This window comes from Mesorhizobium zhangyense (assembly GCF_011045115.1).
Lineage (GTDB): Bacteria > Pseudomonadota > Alphaproteobacteria > Rhizobiales > Rhizobiaceae > Mesorhizobium_M > Mesorhizobium_M zhangyense.
In genome coordinates this window covers 46,259-61,595 of the sequence record NZ_JAAKZG010000013.1, presented here as the reverse complement: position 1 = coordinate 61,595, position 15,337 = coordinate 46,259, and the positions used below count along the sequence as shown (strand labels likewise).

The 15,337-nt window shown below is 63.6% G+C and carries 17 protein-coding genes; 5 read left to right on the top strand and 12 right to left on the bottom strand.

Features of this window, described 5'->3' with window-relative positions; all coding sequences use genetic code 11:
* Positions 1–103: 103 nt before the first annotated feature.
* From G6N74_RS23720 to ubiE, 7 genes are all read right to left on the bottom strand, one after another.
* Positions 104–367: a hypothetical protein gene (locus G6N74_RS23720; protein ID WP_165120483.1), complete on the bottom strand. Its 264-nt coding sequence runs from the start codon at positions 365–367 to the stop codon at positions 104–106.
* Positions 368–599: 232 nt separating this feature from the next.
* Positions 600–1,892 carry an ArgE/DapE family deacylase gene (locus G6N74_RS23715; RefSeq protein ID WP_205826833.1) on the bottom strand — a complete coding sequence of 431 codons (1,293 nt, stop codon included), beginning with the start codon at positions 1,890–1,892 and terminating at the stop codon, positions 600–602.
* Positions 1,893–1,895: 3 nt separating this feature from the next.
* A complete protein-coding gene (coaBC, locus tag G6N74_RS23710; protein ID WP_165120482.1) occupies positions 1,896–3,113 on the bottom strand; it encodes a bifunctional phosphopantothenoylcysteine decarboxylase/phosphopantothenate--cysteine ligase CoaBC in 1,218 nt (405 codons plus the stop codon).
* The gene (locus tag G6N74_RS23705) at positions 3,110–3,496 is read right to left on the bottom strand and encodes a type II toxin-antitoxin system VapC family toxin (RefSeq protein WP_376767745.1); all 387 of its coding nucleotides are present in this window, start codon (positions 3,494–3,496) and stop codon (positions 3,110–3,112) included. Before G6N74_RS23705 ends, coaBC begins: the two co-directional genes overlap by 4 nt.
* 38 nt (positions 3,497–3,534) lie before the next feature.
* Complete coding sequence (locus G6N74_RS23700) at positions 3,535–3,774, bottom strand: FitA-like ribbon-helix-helix domain-containing protein (RefSeq protein ID WP_165120480.1); 240 nt, start codon at positions 3,772–3,774, stop codon at positions 3,535–3,537.
* An 85-nt stretch (positions 3,775–3,859) separates the two neighbouring features.
* Positions 3,860–5,434, bottom strand: coding sequence for a 2-polyprenylphenol 6-hydroxylase (ubiB, locus tag G6N74_RS23695; protein ID WP_165120479.1), 1,575 nt, complete (start codon positions 5,432–5,434; stop codon positions 3,860–3,862).
* Positions 5,435–5,447: 13 nt separating this feature from the next.
* Positions 5,448–6,224 carry a bifunctional demethylmenaquinone methyltransferase/2-methoxy-6-polyprenyl-1,4-benzoquinol methylase UbiE gene (gene ubiE, locus G6N74_RS23690; protein ID WP_165120478.1) on the bottom strand — a complete coding sequence of 259 codons (777 nt, stop codon included), beginning with the start codon at positions 6,222–6,224 and terminating at the stop codon, positions 5,448–5,450.
* A gap of 134 nt (positions 6,225–6,358) precedes the next feature.
* Between ubiE and G6N74_RS23685 the strand changes: the two genes are divergently transcribed.
* From G6N74_RS23685 to G6N74_RS23670, 4 genes are all read left to right on the top strand, one after another.
* Positions 6,359–7,333 (top strand): adenosine deaminase, encoded by a 975-nt coding sequence (locus G6N74_RS23685; RefSeq protein ID WP_165120477.1) that lies wholly within the window; start codon positions 6,359–6,361, stop codon positions 7,331–7,333.
* Positions 7,334–7,434: 101 nt separating this feature from the next.
* On the top strand, positions 7,435–8,061 hold the full coding sequence (gene upp / locus G6N74_RS23680; protein ID WP_165120476.1) for a uracil phosphoribosyltransferase: 627 nt from the start codon (positions 7,435–7,437) through the stop codon (positions 8,059–8,061).
* A gap of 71 nt (positions 8,062–8,132) precedes the next feature.
* Positions 8,133–8,528, top strand: coding sequence for a lysozyme inhibitor LprI family protein (locus tag G6N74_RS23675; protein WP_165120475.1), 396 nt, complete (start codon positions 8,133–8,135; stop codon positions 8,526–8,528).
* 113 nt (positions 8,529–8,641) lie between these two features.
* The gene (locus tag G6N74_RS23670) at positions 8,642–9,199 is read left to right on the top strand and encodes a TIGR02281 family clan AA aspartic protease (RefSeq protein ID WP_165120474.1); all 558 of its coding nucleotides are present in this window, start codon (positions 8,642–8,644) and stop codon (positions 9,197–9,199) included.
* 8 nt (positions 9,200–9,207) lie between these two features.
* Here G6N74_RS23670 and G6N74_RS23665 read toward each other — a convergent pair whose 3' ends face one another.
* Positions 9,208–10,185, bottom strand: coding sequence for an AraC family transcriptional regulator (locus G6N74_RS23665; protein ID WP_165120473.1), 978 nt, complete (start codon positions 10,183–10,185; stop codon positions 9,208–9,210).
* 73 nt (positions 10,186–10,258) lie between these two features.
* Between G6N74_RS23665 and G6N74_RS23660 the strand changes: the two genes are divergently transcribed.
* Positions 10,259–11,482, top strand: coding sequence for an MFS transporter (locus G6N74_RS23660; RefSeq protein WP_165120472.1), 1,224 nt, complete (start codon positions 10,259–10,261; stop codon positions 11,480–11,482).
* A gap of 162 nt (positions 11,483–11,644) precedes the next feature.
* On the opposite strand, the gene deoA is transcribed toward G6N74_RS23660, so the two are convergent.
* From deoA to G6N74_RS23640, 4 genes are all read right to left on the bottom strand, one after another.
* Complete coding sequence (deoA, locus tag G6N74_RS23655) at positions 11,645–12,970, bottom strand: thymidine phosphorylase (RefSeq protein ID WP_165120471.1); 1,326 nt, start codon at positions 12,968–12,970, stop codon at positions 11,645–11,647.
* Positions 12,971–13,171: 201 nt separating this feature from the next.
* Entirely contained in the window at positions 13,172–13,978 is an 807-nt protein-coding gene (locus tag G6N74_RS23650) for a purine-nucleoside phosphorylase (protein ID WP_165120470.1), read from the bottom strand.
* Complete coding sequence (gene cdd / locus G6N74_RS23645; protein WP_165120469.1) at positions 13,975–14,367, bottom strand: cytidine deaminase; 393 nt, start codon at positions 14,365–14,367, stop codon at positions 13,975–13,977. The genes G6N74_RS23650 and cdd overlap by 4 nt, the downstream gene beginning before the upstream one ends.
* Before the next feature lie 6 nt (positions 14,368–14,373).
* Positions 14,374–15,336, bottom strand: a complete 963-nt coding sequence (locus tag G6N74_RS23640; RefSeq protein ID WP_091917258.1) for an ABC transporter permease — start codon at positions 15,334–15,336, stop codon at positions 14,374–14,376.
* Between the last annotated feature and the right edge of the window lies 1 nt (position 15,337).

Below are 15,337 nucleotides of genomic sequence, written 5' to 3'. Positions count from 1 at the left end.
TTGGGTTTTCAAGCGTCGGCGCGGCGTAGTTCCGACCTTCGCTAGATCGTAGCGGATGTTTCTGAACTGCTGCTACGATCCGTCCGTATCACCAGCAACGATTTCACGCGCTGCCGGCCGATGAAGCGGCACGCTGATCCGGTATTGTTTTCGATGAGGTTGGCACGGATTCAGCATCGCTCGAGGCCCGTGCAAGGCTTATGCCCTCGGCGGAAGCGCGCGTACGGACCGCTCCGACCGTGCGGTTGAGACGCCGCGCGATCAGGGCGACGCTTTCGTTCTTGCGCGCAAGCCGTTTCAGAAGGTTGATATCGTCCTTCGACCAGTGCTTGTACCTGCCGGCATATTCACTTTCGTATCGGACCATTGCCACGCTCGTCAGCGAGTAGAATCGGCGAAATTTTGAAGCCAGCGGACCGCATCGCACATCACCCGGACGGGTAGAAACGACGGGTTTGAGGTACCAAATTCGCGGTAGATTCACCTTTGAGATGAACCGACAGCTGTAGAAAACATGCCCTCGCCTACGCCATCTGGATTAGACCACTTAGCTTTTGGATGATGCCTGTCACGGGCTCCGGCCTGACGGGACCTCGATCCTACGATCGTATCCCGCACCAGCCGGCAGCAAAGAGCGCGATGGTCTTGGTGACACGCTTGAGCGACGACAGGCTGACGCGCTCGTCCACGGCATGGATGTTTTCCGCGACCGGCCCATAGACCAGCGACGGGATGTTGCCATGCACGGCAAAGACCGCCGCGTCGAGGTAACAGGCCATGACATAGGCTTCCAGCGACCCGCTTCCATCACGCGCGGCCTGATGCGCCAGCGCCAGCATGGCCTCGGCATCGGAGCCGGGTTCCAGCGCATAGCCGGCATGCATGACGCCGACCCATTCCACACGCGGCGGCGGGCAGTTGCGAAAGCCCGGATCGCCGGCAACGGCGTCAGCGACGAACGCTTCGAATTCGCGTGCCCGCCGTTGCGGATCATCGCCAGGATAAAAGCCGATGCGTCCTTCGAAGCGGCATGAGGACGGCACCGAGGCGATCCACTCACCGCCGACGATGGTGCCGATGGTAAGGGCTGCGGGATTTTCCACATCATCGAAGAACGGCTTCGACGGCCGCTCCTCATTCCATTTCGCTTCGAGCTTGCGCAGGTGGCCGATCAGCCGCACTGCCGCGTCGATGGCGCTGATGCCCTGGTCGATCTCGCGCGGATGTGCCGGCACGCCCTCGACTGTGATGGCGAATTTGTTGACGCCGGAATTGGCCCGCACCAGCTTTTCGTCGGTCGGTTCGGGAATAAGGATTGCGTCGGCGACGTAACCCTTGACCAGCGCCATGGCCGCGCCGTTGCCGGTGATCTCTTCCTCGACGACGGACTGAAGCTGGACGTCCGCTGTCAGTTCGAACCCTGCCGCCCTTATCGCATCGAGCGCGAACAGCGCCGCCGTCAGGCCGGCCTTCATGTCGCCAGCGCCGCGGCCATACAGCCAATCGCCGCGCTTCACGGCGTCGTAAGGCGGAAATTCCCACCGCACCGGGTCGCCCGTCGGCACGACATCGACATGGGCGTTGAGCGCCAGCGAACGTCCTTTCGGCGTTCCGGCTTTGCGAACGCCGACGACATTCGCCATCTTGTCGTAGGGCACCGTCACCGGCGAAAAGGCCGGGTGCTTGCCGACCAAATCCGGGTCGATCAGGAAGCGGTCGACATGATAGCCGCGGTCCCGCAAGGCGGCCTCGACGATATCCTGCACACCGGTTTCCGCGCCCCGTTGCGAAGCGCAACGGACAAGGCTCGCCAGGAAATCCACCTGCGCGTCGAAAGCCGCGTCAACGGCATCTAAAATGCGCTGGCGCGCCGTGTCATCGATATGTTGCAAGGGCTAAACCTCGATCGTCTTGAGGCGTTCGGCGATCAGCGCTGCCAGCCTGCTTGCTACCTCGTCCTTGCCCATTTCCGGCCACTCCTCGACGCCGGCGCTGGAGACGATCTTCACCCGGTTGCGGTCACCGCCCATGACGCCGCCCTCGTGCGAAACATCATTGGCGACGATGAAATCAGCACCCTTCTTCTTCAGCTTGGCTTGCGCATTCCTGACCACATCCTGCGTCTCGGCGGCAAAGCCAACGACCAGATAAGGTCGTTTCTTGTGGTGGCCGACCCCGGCCAGAATGTCAGGGTTTTCGACCATTTTCAGCGCAGGCGGCCCCTCACCTGCCACTTTCTTGATCTTCTCGCCGGCGGAATCCGCCGTGCGCCAATCGGCAACCGCCGCGACGAAAACGGCTCCGTCAGCCGGCAGCAACTGCTCGACCGCGTCCTGCATCTCGCGGGCGCTTTCGACGTGCACTGTCTTCACGCCGGCAGGATCGGCAAGCGTCACAGGGCCGGATACGAGGCGCACATCCGCACCGAGCTTGGCCAGAGCTGCCGCAATGGCATGGCCCTGCTTGCCGGAAGAGCGATTGGCGATGTAGCGCACCGGGTCGATCGGCTCATGTGTCGGGCCGGAGGTGACGATGATTTTCCGCCCCGACAGCGGCTTGGCGCCGGCATCGAAAAAGGCTTCGACAGCGGCCGCGATCTCCAGCGGTTCGGCCATGCGGCCCTCCCCGGCTTCCGCACTTTCGGCCATCTCGCCCCGGTTCGGGCCGATGAAGGCAATGCCGTCCTTTTCCAGCGTGGCGCGATTGCGTCGCGTCGCCGGATGCGCCCACATTTTCGGGTTCATCGCCGGCGCCATCAGCACGCGTTTGTCGGTGGCGAGAAGTGCTGTGGATGCGAGGTCGTTGGCAAGTCCGTTGGCGAGTTTCGCCATCAGATCGGCGGTGGCCGGCGCAACGACGACCAGATCGGCCTCTCGCGACAGGCGGATATGGCCGATGTCGTGCTCGGCCTGCCGGTCGAACAGGTCAGTGAAGACATGATCGGCCGAAAGCGCGCCGACCGACAGCGGCGTCACGAATTGCTGTGCCGCCTCGGTCATGATGCAGCGCACCGCCGCGCCGCGCTCGCGCAGGCGGCGGATGAGGTCCAGCGACTTGTAGGCCGCGATGCCGCCGCCGATGATGAGCAGAATACGCTTGCCGGAGAGGGTCATGCCTTGCCTGCCGTTGGAGCCAGCTTCAATGCCGGCTCGATGTCGGTATGAATGAAATCGTCGCCCTTGAAAAGCAGCGGCAGGTTCCGCGTCTTGGCAAGCGCGTAGGAGAAGCAGTCGCCCATGTTGAGATTTGCCTTATGGCCGGAACCGCGGCCATAGCGCTGATAGGCGCTTCGGGCCGCTATCAGTTGATCGAGATCAAAGGCGACCATTTCAGGTTCTACCAAGGCAAGCAGATCATCGACCTGCCGCGCCTTTTGCGGAAAGCTCTCACGTGCCGAAACGCAATAGGCTTCGTGCAAGGTCGCCACGCCGATCATCGGCGACAACTGTTGATCCAGATAGAGCCTGAAATGGTCAGCGTCATGCTCCCGGAGCAAAATCGCGATAATCGCGGACGTATCAATGACAAAGCCGCTCAAAGCAGGCCTTCATTCCACATCTCGTCGCTAATCTTCTTCTGATCGAATGGCTTGTCAGGATTGGCACCCAAGCGCCTTAGATCCTCGAGGATGGATTTTCTCTGCCGAGGTCCGGCAATGCGATCGGCCAACGCATCGCGCACCTCCTGCTCCATCGAAACTCCACGCTCGGCCGCGCGTTTGCGCAGCTCCTGTTTGACGCCATCGTCGAGGTTTCGGATCGTAATGGTGCTCATGGCTTCGCTCCTGTACTCAGAAGATAGCGCACCAAGGTGCTGCTTTCAATGACAGCATTGCTAGCAATGCTGTCATTGAAAGCAGCTACAGCAGCTTCCACGCGATCCACACCATCGTCAGCGCGATCACCCACAGCGCCACCCGACCAGAGCGAGTATGGCGCGCCTCGGCCTTGCCGATGGCTTTCGCCGTCTCGTCATCGAAGCGCAGGCCGTGCTCGGCCATCTTGTCGATCTCGCGCGACAGGCGCTCGGTGCGGGCGGCGAAGTCCGGGGCCTGGCGGGCCAGCGACAGCAGCGCCTTCACGCCGTCGCGTGCGTCGGTCAGCATGCCGCGCGGGCCGAGATTGCTGGCGATCCAGTTGCCGACGACGGGTTCGGCCGTCTTCCACATGTTGAACGCAGGATCGAGCGTGCGGGCAACGCCCTCGACCACCACCATGGTCTTTTGAAGCAGTACCAGTTCGGGCCGTGCCGCCATATCGAACAGCTCCGTCACCTCGAACAGAAGCGTCAGCAGCTTGGCCATGGAAATGGTTTCGGCCGGCTGGCCGTGGATCGGCTCGCCGATGGCGCGGATGGCCTGGGCGAAGGCGGCGACATTGTGCTTGCGCGGTACGTAGCCGGCCTCGAAATGCACTTCCGCCACACGCAGATAGTCGCGGGTGATGAAGCCGTAGAGGATTTCGGCCAGGAAGTGCCGCTCCTTCTTGCCGAGCCGCCCGGCGATGCCGAGATCGACGGCAACGATGGTGCCATTGTCCTCGACGAAGAGGTTTCCCGGATGCATGTCGGCATGGAAGAAGCCGTCGCGCAGCGTGTGGCGCAGGAACGACTGGATCAGGTTCGCGGCAATCAGCGGCAGGTCGTGGCCGGCGGCGCGCAGGCCCTCGACATCGCTCATCTTGATGCCGTCGACCCATTCCATGGTCAGCACATCGCGGCCGGTGCGCTCCCAGTCGACATGCGGCACGCGAAAGCCGGGATCACCTTGCGTGTTCTCGCCGATTTCCGAGAGGGCCGCCGCCTCAAGCCGCAGATCCATCTCGATCTTGGTGGTCTGGGCCAGCGTTTCGGTGACATCGACCGGCCGCAGACGCCGGCTCGACGGAATGTAGCACTCCTGCAGACGGGCAGCGAGGAAGAAGCTTTCGAGATCGTGGGCGAAGGCCTTGCGTACGCCGGGGCGGATGACCTTGACGGCGACCTTGGAAACAACACCCTCGCGCTCGACCTCGGCCGCATGGACCTGCGCGATGGAGGCGGCTGCCACCGGCTCGCCGAGTTCACGGAAAAGCTCACCCACCGGGCGTCCCAGCGAACCTTCGATGGCGTGGACCGCCTGCTCACGCGGAAATGTGTGCATCCGGTCCTGAAGCAGGGCCAGATCAAGCGCGATATCGTTGCCGACCACGTCCGGGCGCGTTGCCAGGAACTGGCCGAGTTTGACATAGGAAGGGCCGAGCCGCGCGACAGCACCGGCCAGCCGCTCGGAGCGCTGGCGCTTCTTGGCGCGGCGGCGCGTCAGCAGCTTGGCCATGCGCCAGCCGAATTTCGGCGGCCCCGAAAGCTCCTCGCCCGGAAGCGCGGCGACGACGCCTTCGCGTGTCAGAATCCAGCCGGCCCTGGCGAGCCGGAATGCGGCACTGAGCGAACTCATGCGGAGGCGCCCGTCAAAGCTTCCAGCCCGAATGAAGGGCGGCAATGCCGCCGGAATAGTTGCGGAAGGACACGCGGCCGAACCCGGCGCGCGTGATCATTGCTGCGAAATTCGCCTGATTGGGGAATTTGCGGATCGATTCGACGAGATAGGCATAGGGCTCGCCGTCACCGGTGACGACCTGGCCGATGCGCGGAATGGCGTTGAACGACCATGCCTCGTAGACCTTGTCGAGTACCGGCATGTCGACTTCCGAGAATTCAAGGCAGAGGAAGCGCCCGCCGGGCTTCAGCACCCTGAACGCCTCGGACAGCGCCACATCGATGCGCGGCACGTTGCGGATGCCGAAGGCGATCGTATAGGCGTCGAAGGTTTCGTCAGCGAAGGGCAGTTCCTCGGCATTGGCCTCGACGAAATCGGTGTTGGCGGCAAGCCCGCGCTTTTCCGCGCGCTCCTTGCCGACCCCAAGCATCGAGCCGTTGATGTCGAGCACGGTGGCGTGGGCCTGTCCCTGCGAGGCATCGATAATGCGGAACGCGACGTCGCCGGTGCCACCGGCAACATCCAGCACCTTCCAGCCCGGCCGCTTCGGCGGGTTGAGCCACGACACCAGGCCGTCTTTCCACAGGCGATGCAGGCCGCCGGACATCAGGTCGTTCATCAGGTCATAGCGGCTGGCGACGCGGTGGAACACATCGTTGACGAGGCTTTGCTTGTCGCCATGCCCGACCTCCTTGAAACCATAGGAGGTTTCCATGCCGCCGGCCGCCGTTGTGCGATGTTCTGACATTATTTTTGATCCGCCATAAAACCGGCGGGACCATAGCCGATCAGGATGGGGGACGCTATTGTTTAAGGCGCGGTGAACAGCCGCGCTTCGGAGCAGGCACGATTCGAAACGCGCATCACACGAGGAAAACCGGAATGCCATTGAAAGCGGAACTTCACTGCCACATCGAAGGTGCGGCAGCGCCGGAACTCGTGCTGAAGCAGGCGGCGAGATACGGCAAGGATGTTTCCGCCATAATCAAGGACGGCTCCTTCGTCTGGCACGATTTCACCAGCTTTCTGGCCGCCTACGACGTCGCCTCCGACCTGTTCCGCACCGAGGAAGACTATGCGCGGCTGGCCGACCATTATCTGACCAGCCTGGCTCGCGACGGCGCGATCTATTCGGAAATCTTCACCTCGCCCGATCATGCCGCCAAGGCCGGGCTCTCCCCGCAGGCCTACACCAACGCGCTCGGCGAGGGCATGATACGCGCCCGCGACAAGACCGGCATCGAAGGCCGCATGATCGTGACCGGCGTGCGTCATGTCGGCGTCGAATCGATCGAGGCGGCGGCGCGCTTTGCGGCCAAATGCGGCCACCCGCTGGTGACCGGCTTCGGCGTCGCCGGCGACGAGAGACAGGGCGACTTCGAGGATTATGTGCGCGCCTTCGAGATCGCGCGCGAGGCCGGGCTCGGCATCACCATCCATGCCGGCGAATTCGGCGGCTGGGAAAGTGTGCAGGCCGCGCTCGACCACATCCGCCCTTCCCGCATCGGCCATGGCGTGCGCGCAATCGAGAACCCGGACCTGGTCAAGCGCATTGCCGACGAGGGCGTGGTGCTGGAATGCTGCCCCGGCTCGAATATCGCGCTGAAGGTTTTCGACAGTTTCGAGACCCATCCGTTCCTGGCGCTGCAGGCAGCCGGCTGCAAGGTCACGCTCAATTCCGACGACCCGCCCTATTTCTGGACGACGCTGAAACGCGAATACGACATTGCCGCCACGCATTTCGGTATGGACGACAAGGCGCTGACGGCAGTCACCAAGACGGCGATCGAGGCAGCTTTTGTCGATCGCAAGACCAAGGCAGCGCTTTTGGCCAAGCTGAACGGCGCAAAGCGCTGATCGGCTGCGACAAAGCTGTGGCTGGCGCGCCGGCGACGGTTTCACGCGCACGGTTCAGCCGATAGTATCGCCTGAGAAAAAGACATCAGGAGCGAATTCTCATGGGCGTGACCGTCGTCGACCATCCGCTTGTCCAGCACAAGCTCACCATCATGCGCGACAAGGAAACGTCGACGGCGAGCTTCCGGCGGCTGCTGCGCGAAATCTCGCTGCTGCTCGGCTATGAGGTGACGCGCGACCTCGAGCTGACCACCAAGACGATCGAAACGCCGATCGAGACGATGGAAGCGCCGACGCTTGAGGGCAAGAAGCTGGTGTTCGCCTCGGTGCTGCGCGCCGGCAACGGCCTGCTCGAAGGCCTGCTCGACCTCGTGCCAGCAGCCCGCGTCGCCCATATCGGACTCTACCGCGATCACGAGACGCTGGAAGCGGTCGAATATTTCTTCAAGGCGCCGAGCGATCTTGGCGACCGGCTGGTCATCGTCGTCGACCCAATGCTGGCGACCGCCAATTCGGCGACGGCTGCAATCGACAAGCTGAAGGAGCGCGGCGCGACCAATATCCGCTTCCTGTGCCTGCTGGCCGCTCCGGAGGGCATCGAGCGCTTCACGAAGGCGCATCCGGACGTGCCGGTGTTCGCCGCGGCGATCGACCGCCAGCTCAACGAGAAGGGCTATATCATTCCCGGCCTGGGCGACGCCGGCGACCGGCTCTACGGCACGAAGTGATCTGGACCATTGCCGGGCCGGAAATTCGATGCAAGCCTGTCCTGGGGAATCGGGTTACCAGCGAGGCTGTCATGAAACTGCTTGTACCACTGGCTCTGCTAACCGCGGCATCCGTCGCCAGCCCGGCATTTGCCGATGATGTTTACGACAAATGCATGAAGGCAAGCGACGGCACCAACGCGTCCTGGGGTCAATGCGGCGGCGCATGGATGGACCGCGCGGACAAGGCTCTGAACACCGCCTGGAAGGAACTGCACGGCGCGGTCGATGGCGATACCGCTACGGCGCTGCTGGATGAGCAACGGGCCTGGAACGATTTCAAGGAGAAATCCTGCCAATTCTATGCCAATGGCGAGTATGGCCGGGAAGGCCAGGTTCTGAGCTATCCTACCTGCCGGGCTGAAGTCATCGAGGCAAGAACCGCCGACCTCAAAGCCTACCTGACCGACGTCAAAGGCGATAACTGACGCCGAGGTGGCGGTCAGCAAGCATTTGCTAACCTTCGTTGTCGAAGCTGCCGCTTCGTTAAAACCAAAGTCACCATGACTGACGCATCATCCGCCAAAAACAGGGCGAATGCATGCTGCGTCAGGTGATAATATTTTCGGTTTGCGCCGTGGCGGCGGCCTCGCTTCCCGGCCTCTACCAATCCCATCGCGAAACGATCCTCGGTGTTCTAAAACCCGAGCGGGCAACGGTCTCCCAGCCGGTCGTAGCAGTCACGCCGTCAAAGCCGCAAGCGCCGGCATTCGCCGATGACCTGTCGGGCCGCAAGGTGCGGCTTACTGCCGACCAGCGCGGCCATTTCAGCGCCGATTTCCGGCTCAACGGCCGCATGGTCACCGGAATGATCGACACCGGCGCCACCGCCGTTGCCATCAACCGCTCGACAGCGCGGCGCATCGGTATTTCGCTTCAGCAATCGGATTTTTCGCAGCAGGTCGATACGGCCAACGGTCGAACGGCTGCCGCTGTCGTCATCATCGACAGGCTGGAGATCGGCCGGATTTCCGTCGACAAGGTTCCGGCCCTTGTGCTCGAGGACAAGGCGCTCAACGGCACGCTGATCGGGATGAGCTTTCTCAGCCGGCTCGGCAAATATCAGGTCGAGAACGGTTCGCTGCTTTTGGTACAGTGAGCTGGCGGTTAGGCAGCGCCGGGGTGTTCGTCGCTCCGGAAATGGCTGGGCGGCGAGCCGACGACGCGTTTGAAGGCGCGGCTGAAAGCGGCTTCAGATTCATAGCCAAGCCGCGAGGCGACCACGGAAATCTTCAACCGGTCGCGGACCAGCCATTGCCTTGCCTGATGCATCCTGACCTGCGTGACATATTTCAGCGGCGTCTCCCCGACGATGGTGGCGAAGCGCTCGGCAAAGCCCGAGCGCGAAGCGCCCATCATTTTCGCCAGCGCTTCCACTGTCCATTCACGGTTCGGCTCCAGATGGATAGCTGCCAGCACGCGGCCGATATCCCTGTCCCGCACCGCCGCGATCCAGCCGCTGGTTGCGCCGCAGCCGCGCTCGACCCATGAGCGGATGATGGTGGCGGCCAGCACATCGGCCAGCCGCGCCAAGATGCCGCCCGAGCCGACGCGCTCCATCGTCACCTCGCGCGCCATCGCCTCCAGCAAATGCGGGATCGCCGGATCGTACGCCTCCAGCCCATGGGTGAGCATCACATCCGGCATCATACCGAGCAGCGGATGCAGCCTGTCCAGATTGAAATACATGCTGCCGCTGAACAGCAGCGTTCCCGGCTGGCAGCCTTCCCGGACATCACCTTCGTCCGACAAGCAGTAGACGTTCTTGCAAAGCTCGGCGACCGTATAGCCGGTAATCGGCGAGGTCTTTACGCCGGGTTCGCTCGCCAGCACATGCACGTCGCCGCGCGGCAGCAGCACGGCGTCACCGGCATTGAGTTCCACCCACTCGCCGCAAGGACGCAGAAGCCAGCAACCCTTCCGGCCGATGAAATGAAACCGCGCGGCCTCCTGCGCCGGGAATTCGACGCCCCAGGGCTCCTTCATTTCGGAGCGGCCATATTCGACGCCGTCGAGGCGAAGGCCACGCAAAATGTCGGTGAGCGGATCGCCGGTAATCGGAAGTTTGGACGAACGGTCAAGCATGATGGCGTTTCTAGCATGGAAACTCCAGAGAGTCACCACCATGTTGCACTGCATCCAAACTGGAGATTCCATTATGACCGAACCGGCGACAGGCGTCATGGACGCCATTCCGCTCGACCTCGCAAAATCCGACGAACGATCCGATGCGGCATGGGGGGCGGTCTTTTCGCTTGCGCTCGGCACTTTCGGGCTGGTGACGGCGGAGTTCCTGCCCGCCAGCCTGCTGACGCCTATCGCCCATGATCTCGGCATCACCGAGGGTGCAGCCGGACAGGCCGTCACCGCCACCGCCATCATCGGCGCGATCTCGGCACCCACCATGGCCATCATCACGAAACGCATCGATCGCCGGATCGTCATGTGGGGGCTGACGCTGCTGCTGATCCTGTCGAACGTACTGGCGGCCCTGGCCTGGTCGTTACCGGTCCTGCTCGTGGCGCGCGTTGTGCTCGGCATAGCGCTTGGTGGCTTCTGGTCGATGTCGGCGGCGCTGACGATGCGGCTCGTCCCGAGCCACCTCCTGCCGCGCGCCATGTCGATCATCCTGACCGGCGTTTCCGCCGCCACCGTTTCCGCGGCTCCCATCGGCGCCTATGTCGGCGATATCTGGGGATGGCGCACCGCCTTCATGATCGCCGCCGTCGTCGCCGCGCTGACGCTGCTGGTGCAGCTGGTGACCATTCCGAAGCTGCCTCCGGTCGGTGTTGCCAGTTTCCGCAGCCTGCTGGATGTCGCGCGCAGGCCGATGATCAGGATTGCCTTGCTGGTCGTCGTGCTGGTCGCCTCCGGCCATTTCGCCGGCTTCACCTATGTCCGCGCCTTCCTCGAAAAGGTGCCGGCGCTCGACATCGAGACGATCTCGCTGGTTCTGCTGGCCTTCGGCATCGGCGGCTTCTTCGGCAATATTGCAGGCGGCTTTCTCGCCGAGCGCAGCCTCAAGGCGGCAGTGGCTCTTGCGCCGCTGCTGATTGCCATAGCTTCCGTCTCGCTGCTGGTGCTCGGAACTTCGACCGTCGCATCGGCAATTGCAGTCACGCTCTGGGGCTTTGCCTTCGGCGCGGTTCCGGTGGGATTGCAGACCTGGCTGGTGCGGGCAGCACCCGATCAGGCTGAAAGCGCCGGCGGGCTGATGGTCGCGACCTTCCAGGTGGCGATCGCGGCGGGCGCGATCTTTGGTGGACTGCTGGTGGATAATGCGGGCGTGGCCAGCGCCTTCGCCTATAGCGGGGCAGCTACACTACTTGCCGCAGTAACGGTGTTTTTGCTCGGTCCGAAGCGGGAAGTGAAGGCTGACTGACGATGATGGAAACAGCCCCTCACCCTCACCCTTACCCTCTCCCCGTGAAAAACGGGGAGAGGGGGTCGTCAACGTTGCGGACAGCCTCCTTCTCCCCGTCCTTCACGAGGAGAAGGTCGCGGCAGCGGGATGAGGAGCGATTCTACCTCAGCTGGAAAGGCTTTAGCCGCGCGGCGCGATCCGGCGCACGATGACCTTGGCGGCGGCAGGTTTCGTCTCGCCAAAACTGTAGCCGGACAACAGTACCAGCGCAGCCCTCTCGGCATCGGTCTTGTTGCGGGCGTGAACAAGCGCCAGCGGTTCGCCCGCCTTCACTTCCGCCCCCACCGGCAACAGCCGCGTGATGCCGACGGCATGATCGACGCTGTCTTCCGGCCTGGTGCGGCCACCGCCAAGCGCCACGACCGCAAGGCCGATATCGCGCGTCTCGATGCCGGCTACAAAACCGCTCTCCGGTGCCTTTACCGCGAATTCCACCTTGGCCTTCGGCAGATAGCTTTCGCTCTTCTCGACAAAATCCTTCGGCCCACCGAGTGCGGCCACCATGCGCGCAAAGACTTCCGTCGCCTTGCCGCTCTCCAATGCCTTATGTGCCTTGCGCGCGGCATCCTGGTGCGACGCGGCAAGCCCGGCCTGCTGCAGCATTTCGGCGGCGAGCGCCAGCGTCACCTGCTCCAGCCGGCGGTCGCGGAAACGGCCAGTGAGGAAATCGATCGCGTTCTGAACCTCGACAGCGTTTCCGGCGGCGGATGCCAGTGGCTCGTTCATACCGGTGATGAGCGCCGAGGTTTTCAGCCCCGCGCCATTGGCCACTTCGACGAGGCTGGTCGCCAGCGCGGTCGCGTCGCGGGTTTTTGCCATGAAAGCGCCGTTGCCGAGCTTGACGTCGAGCACCAGCGATTGCAGCCCGGCGGCGAGTTTCTTGGACAGGATCGAGGCGGTGATGAGGGCGACCGACTCGACCGTCGCGGTCACATCGCGGATGGCATAGAAGCGCTTGTCGGCGGGTGCGAGATCGGCGGTCTGGCCGATGATGGCGCAGCCGGCGGACAGCACCGTCTTGCGGAACAGCTTCTTGTCCGGCTGGGTGGTGTAGCCGGGGATCGAATCCATCTTGTCGAGCGTGCCGCCGGTGTGGCCAAGGCCGCGGCCCGAAATCATCGGCACATAGGCCCCGCAGGCAGCGACGATCGGCGCCAGCATCAGCGAAACATTGTCGCCGACACCGCCGGTCGAGTGCTTGTCCGTGACCGGGCCGGGCAGGTCCGACCAGTCGAGCACGTCGCCGGAATCGCGCATGGCGAGCGTAAGCGCCACTGCCTCGTCGCGGCTCATGCCGTTGAAGAACACCGCCATGGCAAGGGCTGCTACCTGGCCCTCGGACACCGCGCCGGTGGTCAGCCCGCGCACGAAGCCGGCGATTTCGTCGGCGGAGAGCGGTTTGCCGTCGCGCTTACGGCGGATGATTTCCTGGGGGAGTGTGGTCATGATGCCATCCGCGCAAGACAGCGCCCTACGGCACCCCCCTCGGGCCTGCCGGCCATCTCCCCCTCAAGGGGGGAGATCAGCAGCTTTGCTGTTACCGCCGATTCAGCAACGCTTGCGATTGGCAAAACCGAAGATGAAAGCCAATCTCCCCCCTTGAGGGGGAGATGTCCGGCAGGACAGAGGGGGGTGCCTATGCAGACGTTACCCATCCACCAACCCCTCACGAAACATCGTCTTCAGCACCGTAGCGAGCCGCCCGCCGCCGATGGGCGCCATATCCTTGGTTTCCTCGTGCGAGAGCTCCGCCCCGGTCATGCCAGCAGCCAGATTGGTGATGACCGAACAGGCGGCGACCTTGAGGCCGCAGAACCGCGCCAGGATGACCTCAGGCACGGTCGACATGCCCACCGCATTCGCGCCCATCAGCCGCGCCATGCGGATTTCGGCCGGCGTTTCGAAGCTCGGGCCGGAAAACCACATATAGACGCCCTTGTGAAGCGCAGTGTCGGAGACCTCCGCCGCCTTCTCGAAAGCCGCGCGCAGGCCGGCATCATAGGCTTCGGTCAGGCCGACGAAACGGCGGTCGCTCGGCTCGCCGAACAATGGGTTGGAGCCGGAAAAATTGATGTGATCCTCGATCAGCATGATCGACCCCGGCAGCATGTCGGGATCGACGGAGCCGGCGGCATTGGTGAGGATCAGCTTCTCGATGCCGATGCCGGCCAGCACCTCGATGACCGGGCGCATGGCGCCGGCATTGCCATGCTCGTAGTAATGCGCACGGCCGGCCAGCATCAGCACCGGCTCGCCGGCGAAATTGCCGGCCACCACCTCGCCGGCATGGCCGGTGACGCCGCTGGCCGGAAAGCCCGGCAGCTCGGCATAGGAAATGCGCACAGCATTCTCGACCTCGTTGACCAGCCCGCCAAGGCCGGAACCGAGCACCATCGCGACCTTGGGCGCCAGTCCGCCGAGCCGCTCCACCAGAAGATCGATCGTCTGCATCATTTCAGGATTCCGCCCTCAAAACCGTAGGGCAGCATCTGGCCCATCGTTACCGTCTCGACCACGCCGGCCTGGTCGCACAGGAAAAGCTTCGTGTCGGCGCTGGCGAATTCGGCCAGCCGCTGGCGGCAGCCGCCGCAAGGCGTGATGCGGTCCATGCGCTCGGCGACCACGGCAATTTCGGTGATCTTGCCGCCGCCGCCCATGATGTAGTGGCCGAGCGCGGTCGTCTCCGCGCACCAGCCTTCGGGGTAGGATGCGACCTCGATGTTGCAGCCGGAAAAGACGCGGCCGTCTTCAGTGCGAAGGGCCGCACCGACCGGGAATTTCGAATAGGGCGCATGGCATTTTGCCATGGCCTCGCGCGCGGCGAGGAAAAGATCGTGCGACATCAGAGGCTATCTTTCCTTCACGTAAGGCACGCCGCCGGCGCGTGGCGGGATCGCCTTGCCGATGAAGCCGGCGAGCAGGATGACGGTGAGGATGTAGGGCAGCGCCTGCATGAGCTGCACCGGCACCTTGCCGATCATTGGCCAGGCCATGCCCTGGAAGCGGATGGAGGCGGCCTCAAGGAAGCCGAAAAGCAGGCAGGCAAACATTGCCGGCACAGGCTTCCATTTGGCGAAGATGAGGGCGGCGAGCGCGATGAAACCCTTGCCGGCGGTCATGTCCTTCACGAAGCCGGCATTCTGCGCCACCGACAGATAGGCGCCGGCAATGCCGGTCAGGATGCCGGTGCAGATGACGGCGCGGTAGCGCAGCCAAGCGACCGAAATGCCGGCGGTGTCGACCGCTGCCGGATTTTCACCGACCGCACGCAGCCGCAGCCCGAAGCGCGTGCGAAACAGCACCCACCAGGTGAACGGCACCATAAGAAAGGCGACGTAGACCAGCAGCGAATGGCCGGAGAGAATATCGGAATAGATCGTGCCGAGGATCGGCACGTCCTTGACCGCTTCGGCGCCCGGCAGCGTGATCGCCTCGAAGCGGCCACCGCCGCTCAGCGAGGGCGTGCGCCCGCCCTGCTTGAACCAAGCCTGCCCGAGAATGATGGTCGAGCCGGCCGCAATGAAGTTGATCGCCACGCCCGACACGATCTGGTTGCCGCGATGGGTGATCGAGGCAAAACCGTGGACCAGCGCGAAGCAGACGGCAGTGAGGATCGCCGCGCCCAGCCCGACCCAGGCCGAGCCGGTGACGGCAGCGGCAGACGCGCCGGCGAAGGCCCCGGCCAGCATCTTGCCCTCGAGGCCGATGTCGAAAATGCCCGCTCGTTCCGAATAGAGACCGGCCAGACAGGCGAGTAGGAGCGGCACCGAAACGCGGATGGTCGCATCGATGAGCTGAACGAGCACATCCATC

What these genes read in the sequence shown, in the direction of transcription:
- G6N74_RS23720 (WP_165120483.1), bottom strand. Translation starts at nt 367, where the DNA reads ATGGTCCGATACGAAAGTGAATATGCCGGCAGGTACAAGCACTGGTCG.
- coaBC (WP_165120482.1), bottom strand. Translation starts at nt 3,113, where the DNA reads ATGACCCTCTCCGGCAAGCGTATTCTGCTCATCATCGGCGGCGGCATC.
- G6N74_RS23700 (WP_165120480.1), bottom strand. Translation starts at nt 3,774, where the DNA reads ATGAGCACCATTACGATCCGAAACCTCGACGATGGCGTCAAACAGGAG.
- ubiB (WP_165120479.1), bottom strand. Translation starts at nt 5,434, where the DNA reads ATGAGTTCGCTCAGTGCCGCATTCCGGCTCGCCAGGGCCGGCTGGATT.
- ubiE (WP_165120478.1), bottom strand. Translation starts at nt 6,224, where the DNA reads ATGTCAGAACATCGCACAACGGCGGCCGGCGGCATGGAAACCTCCTAT.
- G6N74_RS23685 (WP_165120477.1), top strand. Translation starts at nt 6,359, where the DNA reads ATGCCATTGAAAGCGGAACTTCACTGCCACATCGAAGGTGCGGCAGCG.
- upp (WP_165120476.1), top strand. Translation starts at nt 7,435, where the DNA reads ATGGGCGTGACCGTCGTCGACCATCCGCTTGTCCAGCACAAGCTCACC.
- G6N74_RS23675 (WP_165120475.1), top strand. Translation starts at nt 8,133, where the DNA reads ATGAAACTGCTTGTACCACTGGCTCTGCTAACCGCGGCATCCGTCGCC.
- G6N74_RS23670 (WP_165120474.1), top strand. Translation starts at nt 8,642, where the DNA reads ATGCTGCGTCAGGTGATAATATTTTCGGTTTGCGCCGTGGCGGCGGCC.
- G6N74_RS23665 (WP_165120473.1), bottom strand. Translation starts at nt 10,185, where the DNA reads ATGCTTGACCGTTCGTCCAAACTTCCGATTACCGGCGATCCGCTCACC.
- G6N74_RS23660 (WP_165120472.1), top strand. Translation starts at nt 10,259, where the DNA reads ATGACCGAACCGGCGACAGGCGTCATGGACGCCATTCCGCTCGACCTC.
- deoA (WP_165120471.1), bottom strand. Translation starts at nt 12,970, where the DNA reads ATGACCACACTCCCCCAGGAAATCATCCGCCGTAAGCGCGACGGCAAA.
- G6N74_RS23650 (WP_165120470.1), bottom strand. Translation starts at nt 13,978, where the DNA reads ATGATGCAGACGATCGATCTTCTGGTGGAGCGGCTCGGCGGACTGGCG.
- cdd (WP_165120469.1), bottom strand. Translation starts at nt 14,367, where the DNA reads ATGTCGCACGATCTTTTCCTCGCCGCGCGCGAGGCCATGGCAAAATGC.
- G6N74_RS23640 (WP_091917258.1), bottom strand. Translation starts at nt 15,336, where the DNA reads ATGGATGTGCTCGTTCAGCTCATCGATGCGACCATCCGCGTTTCGGTG.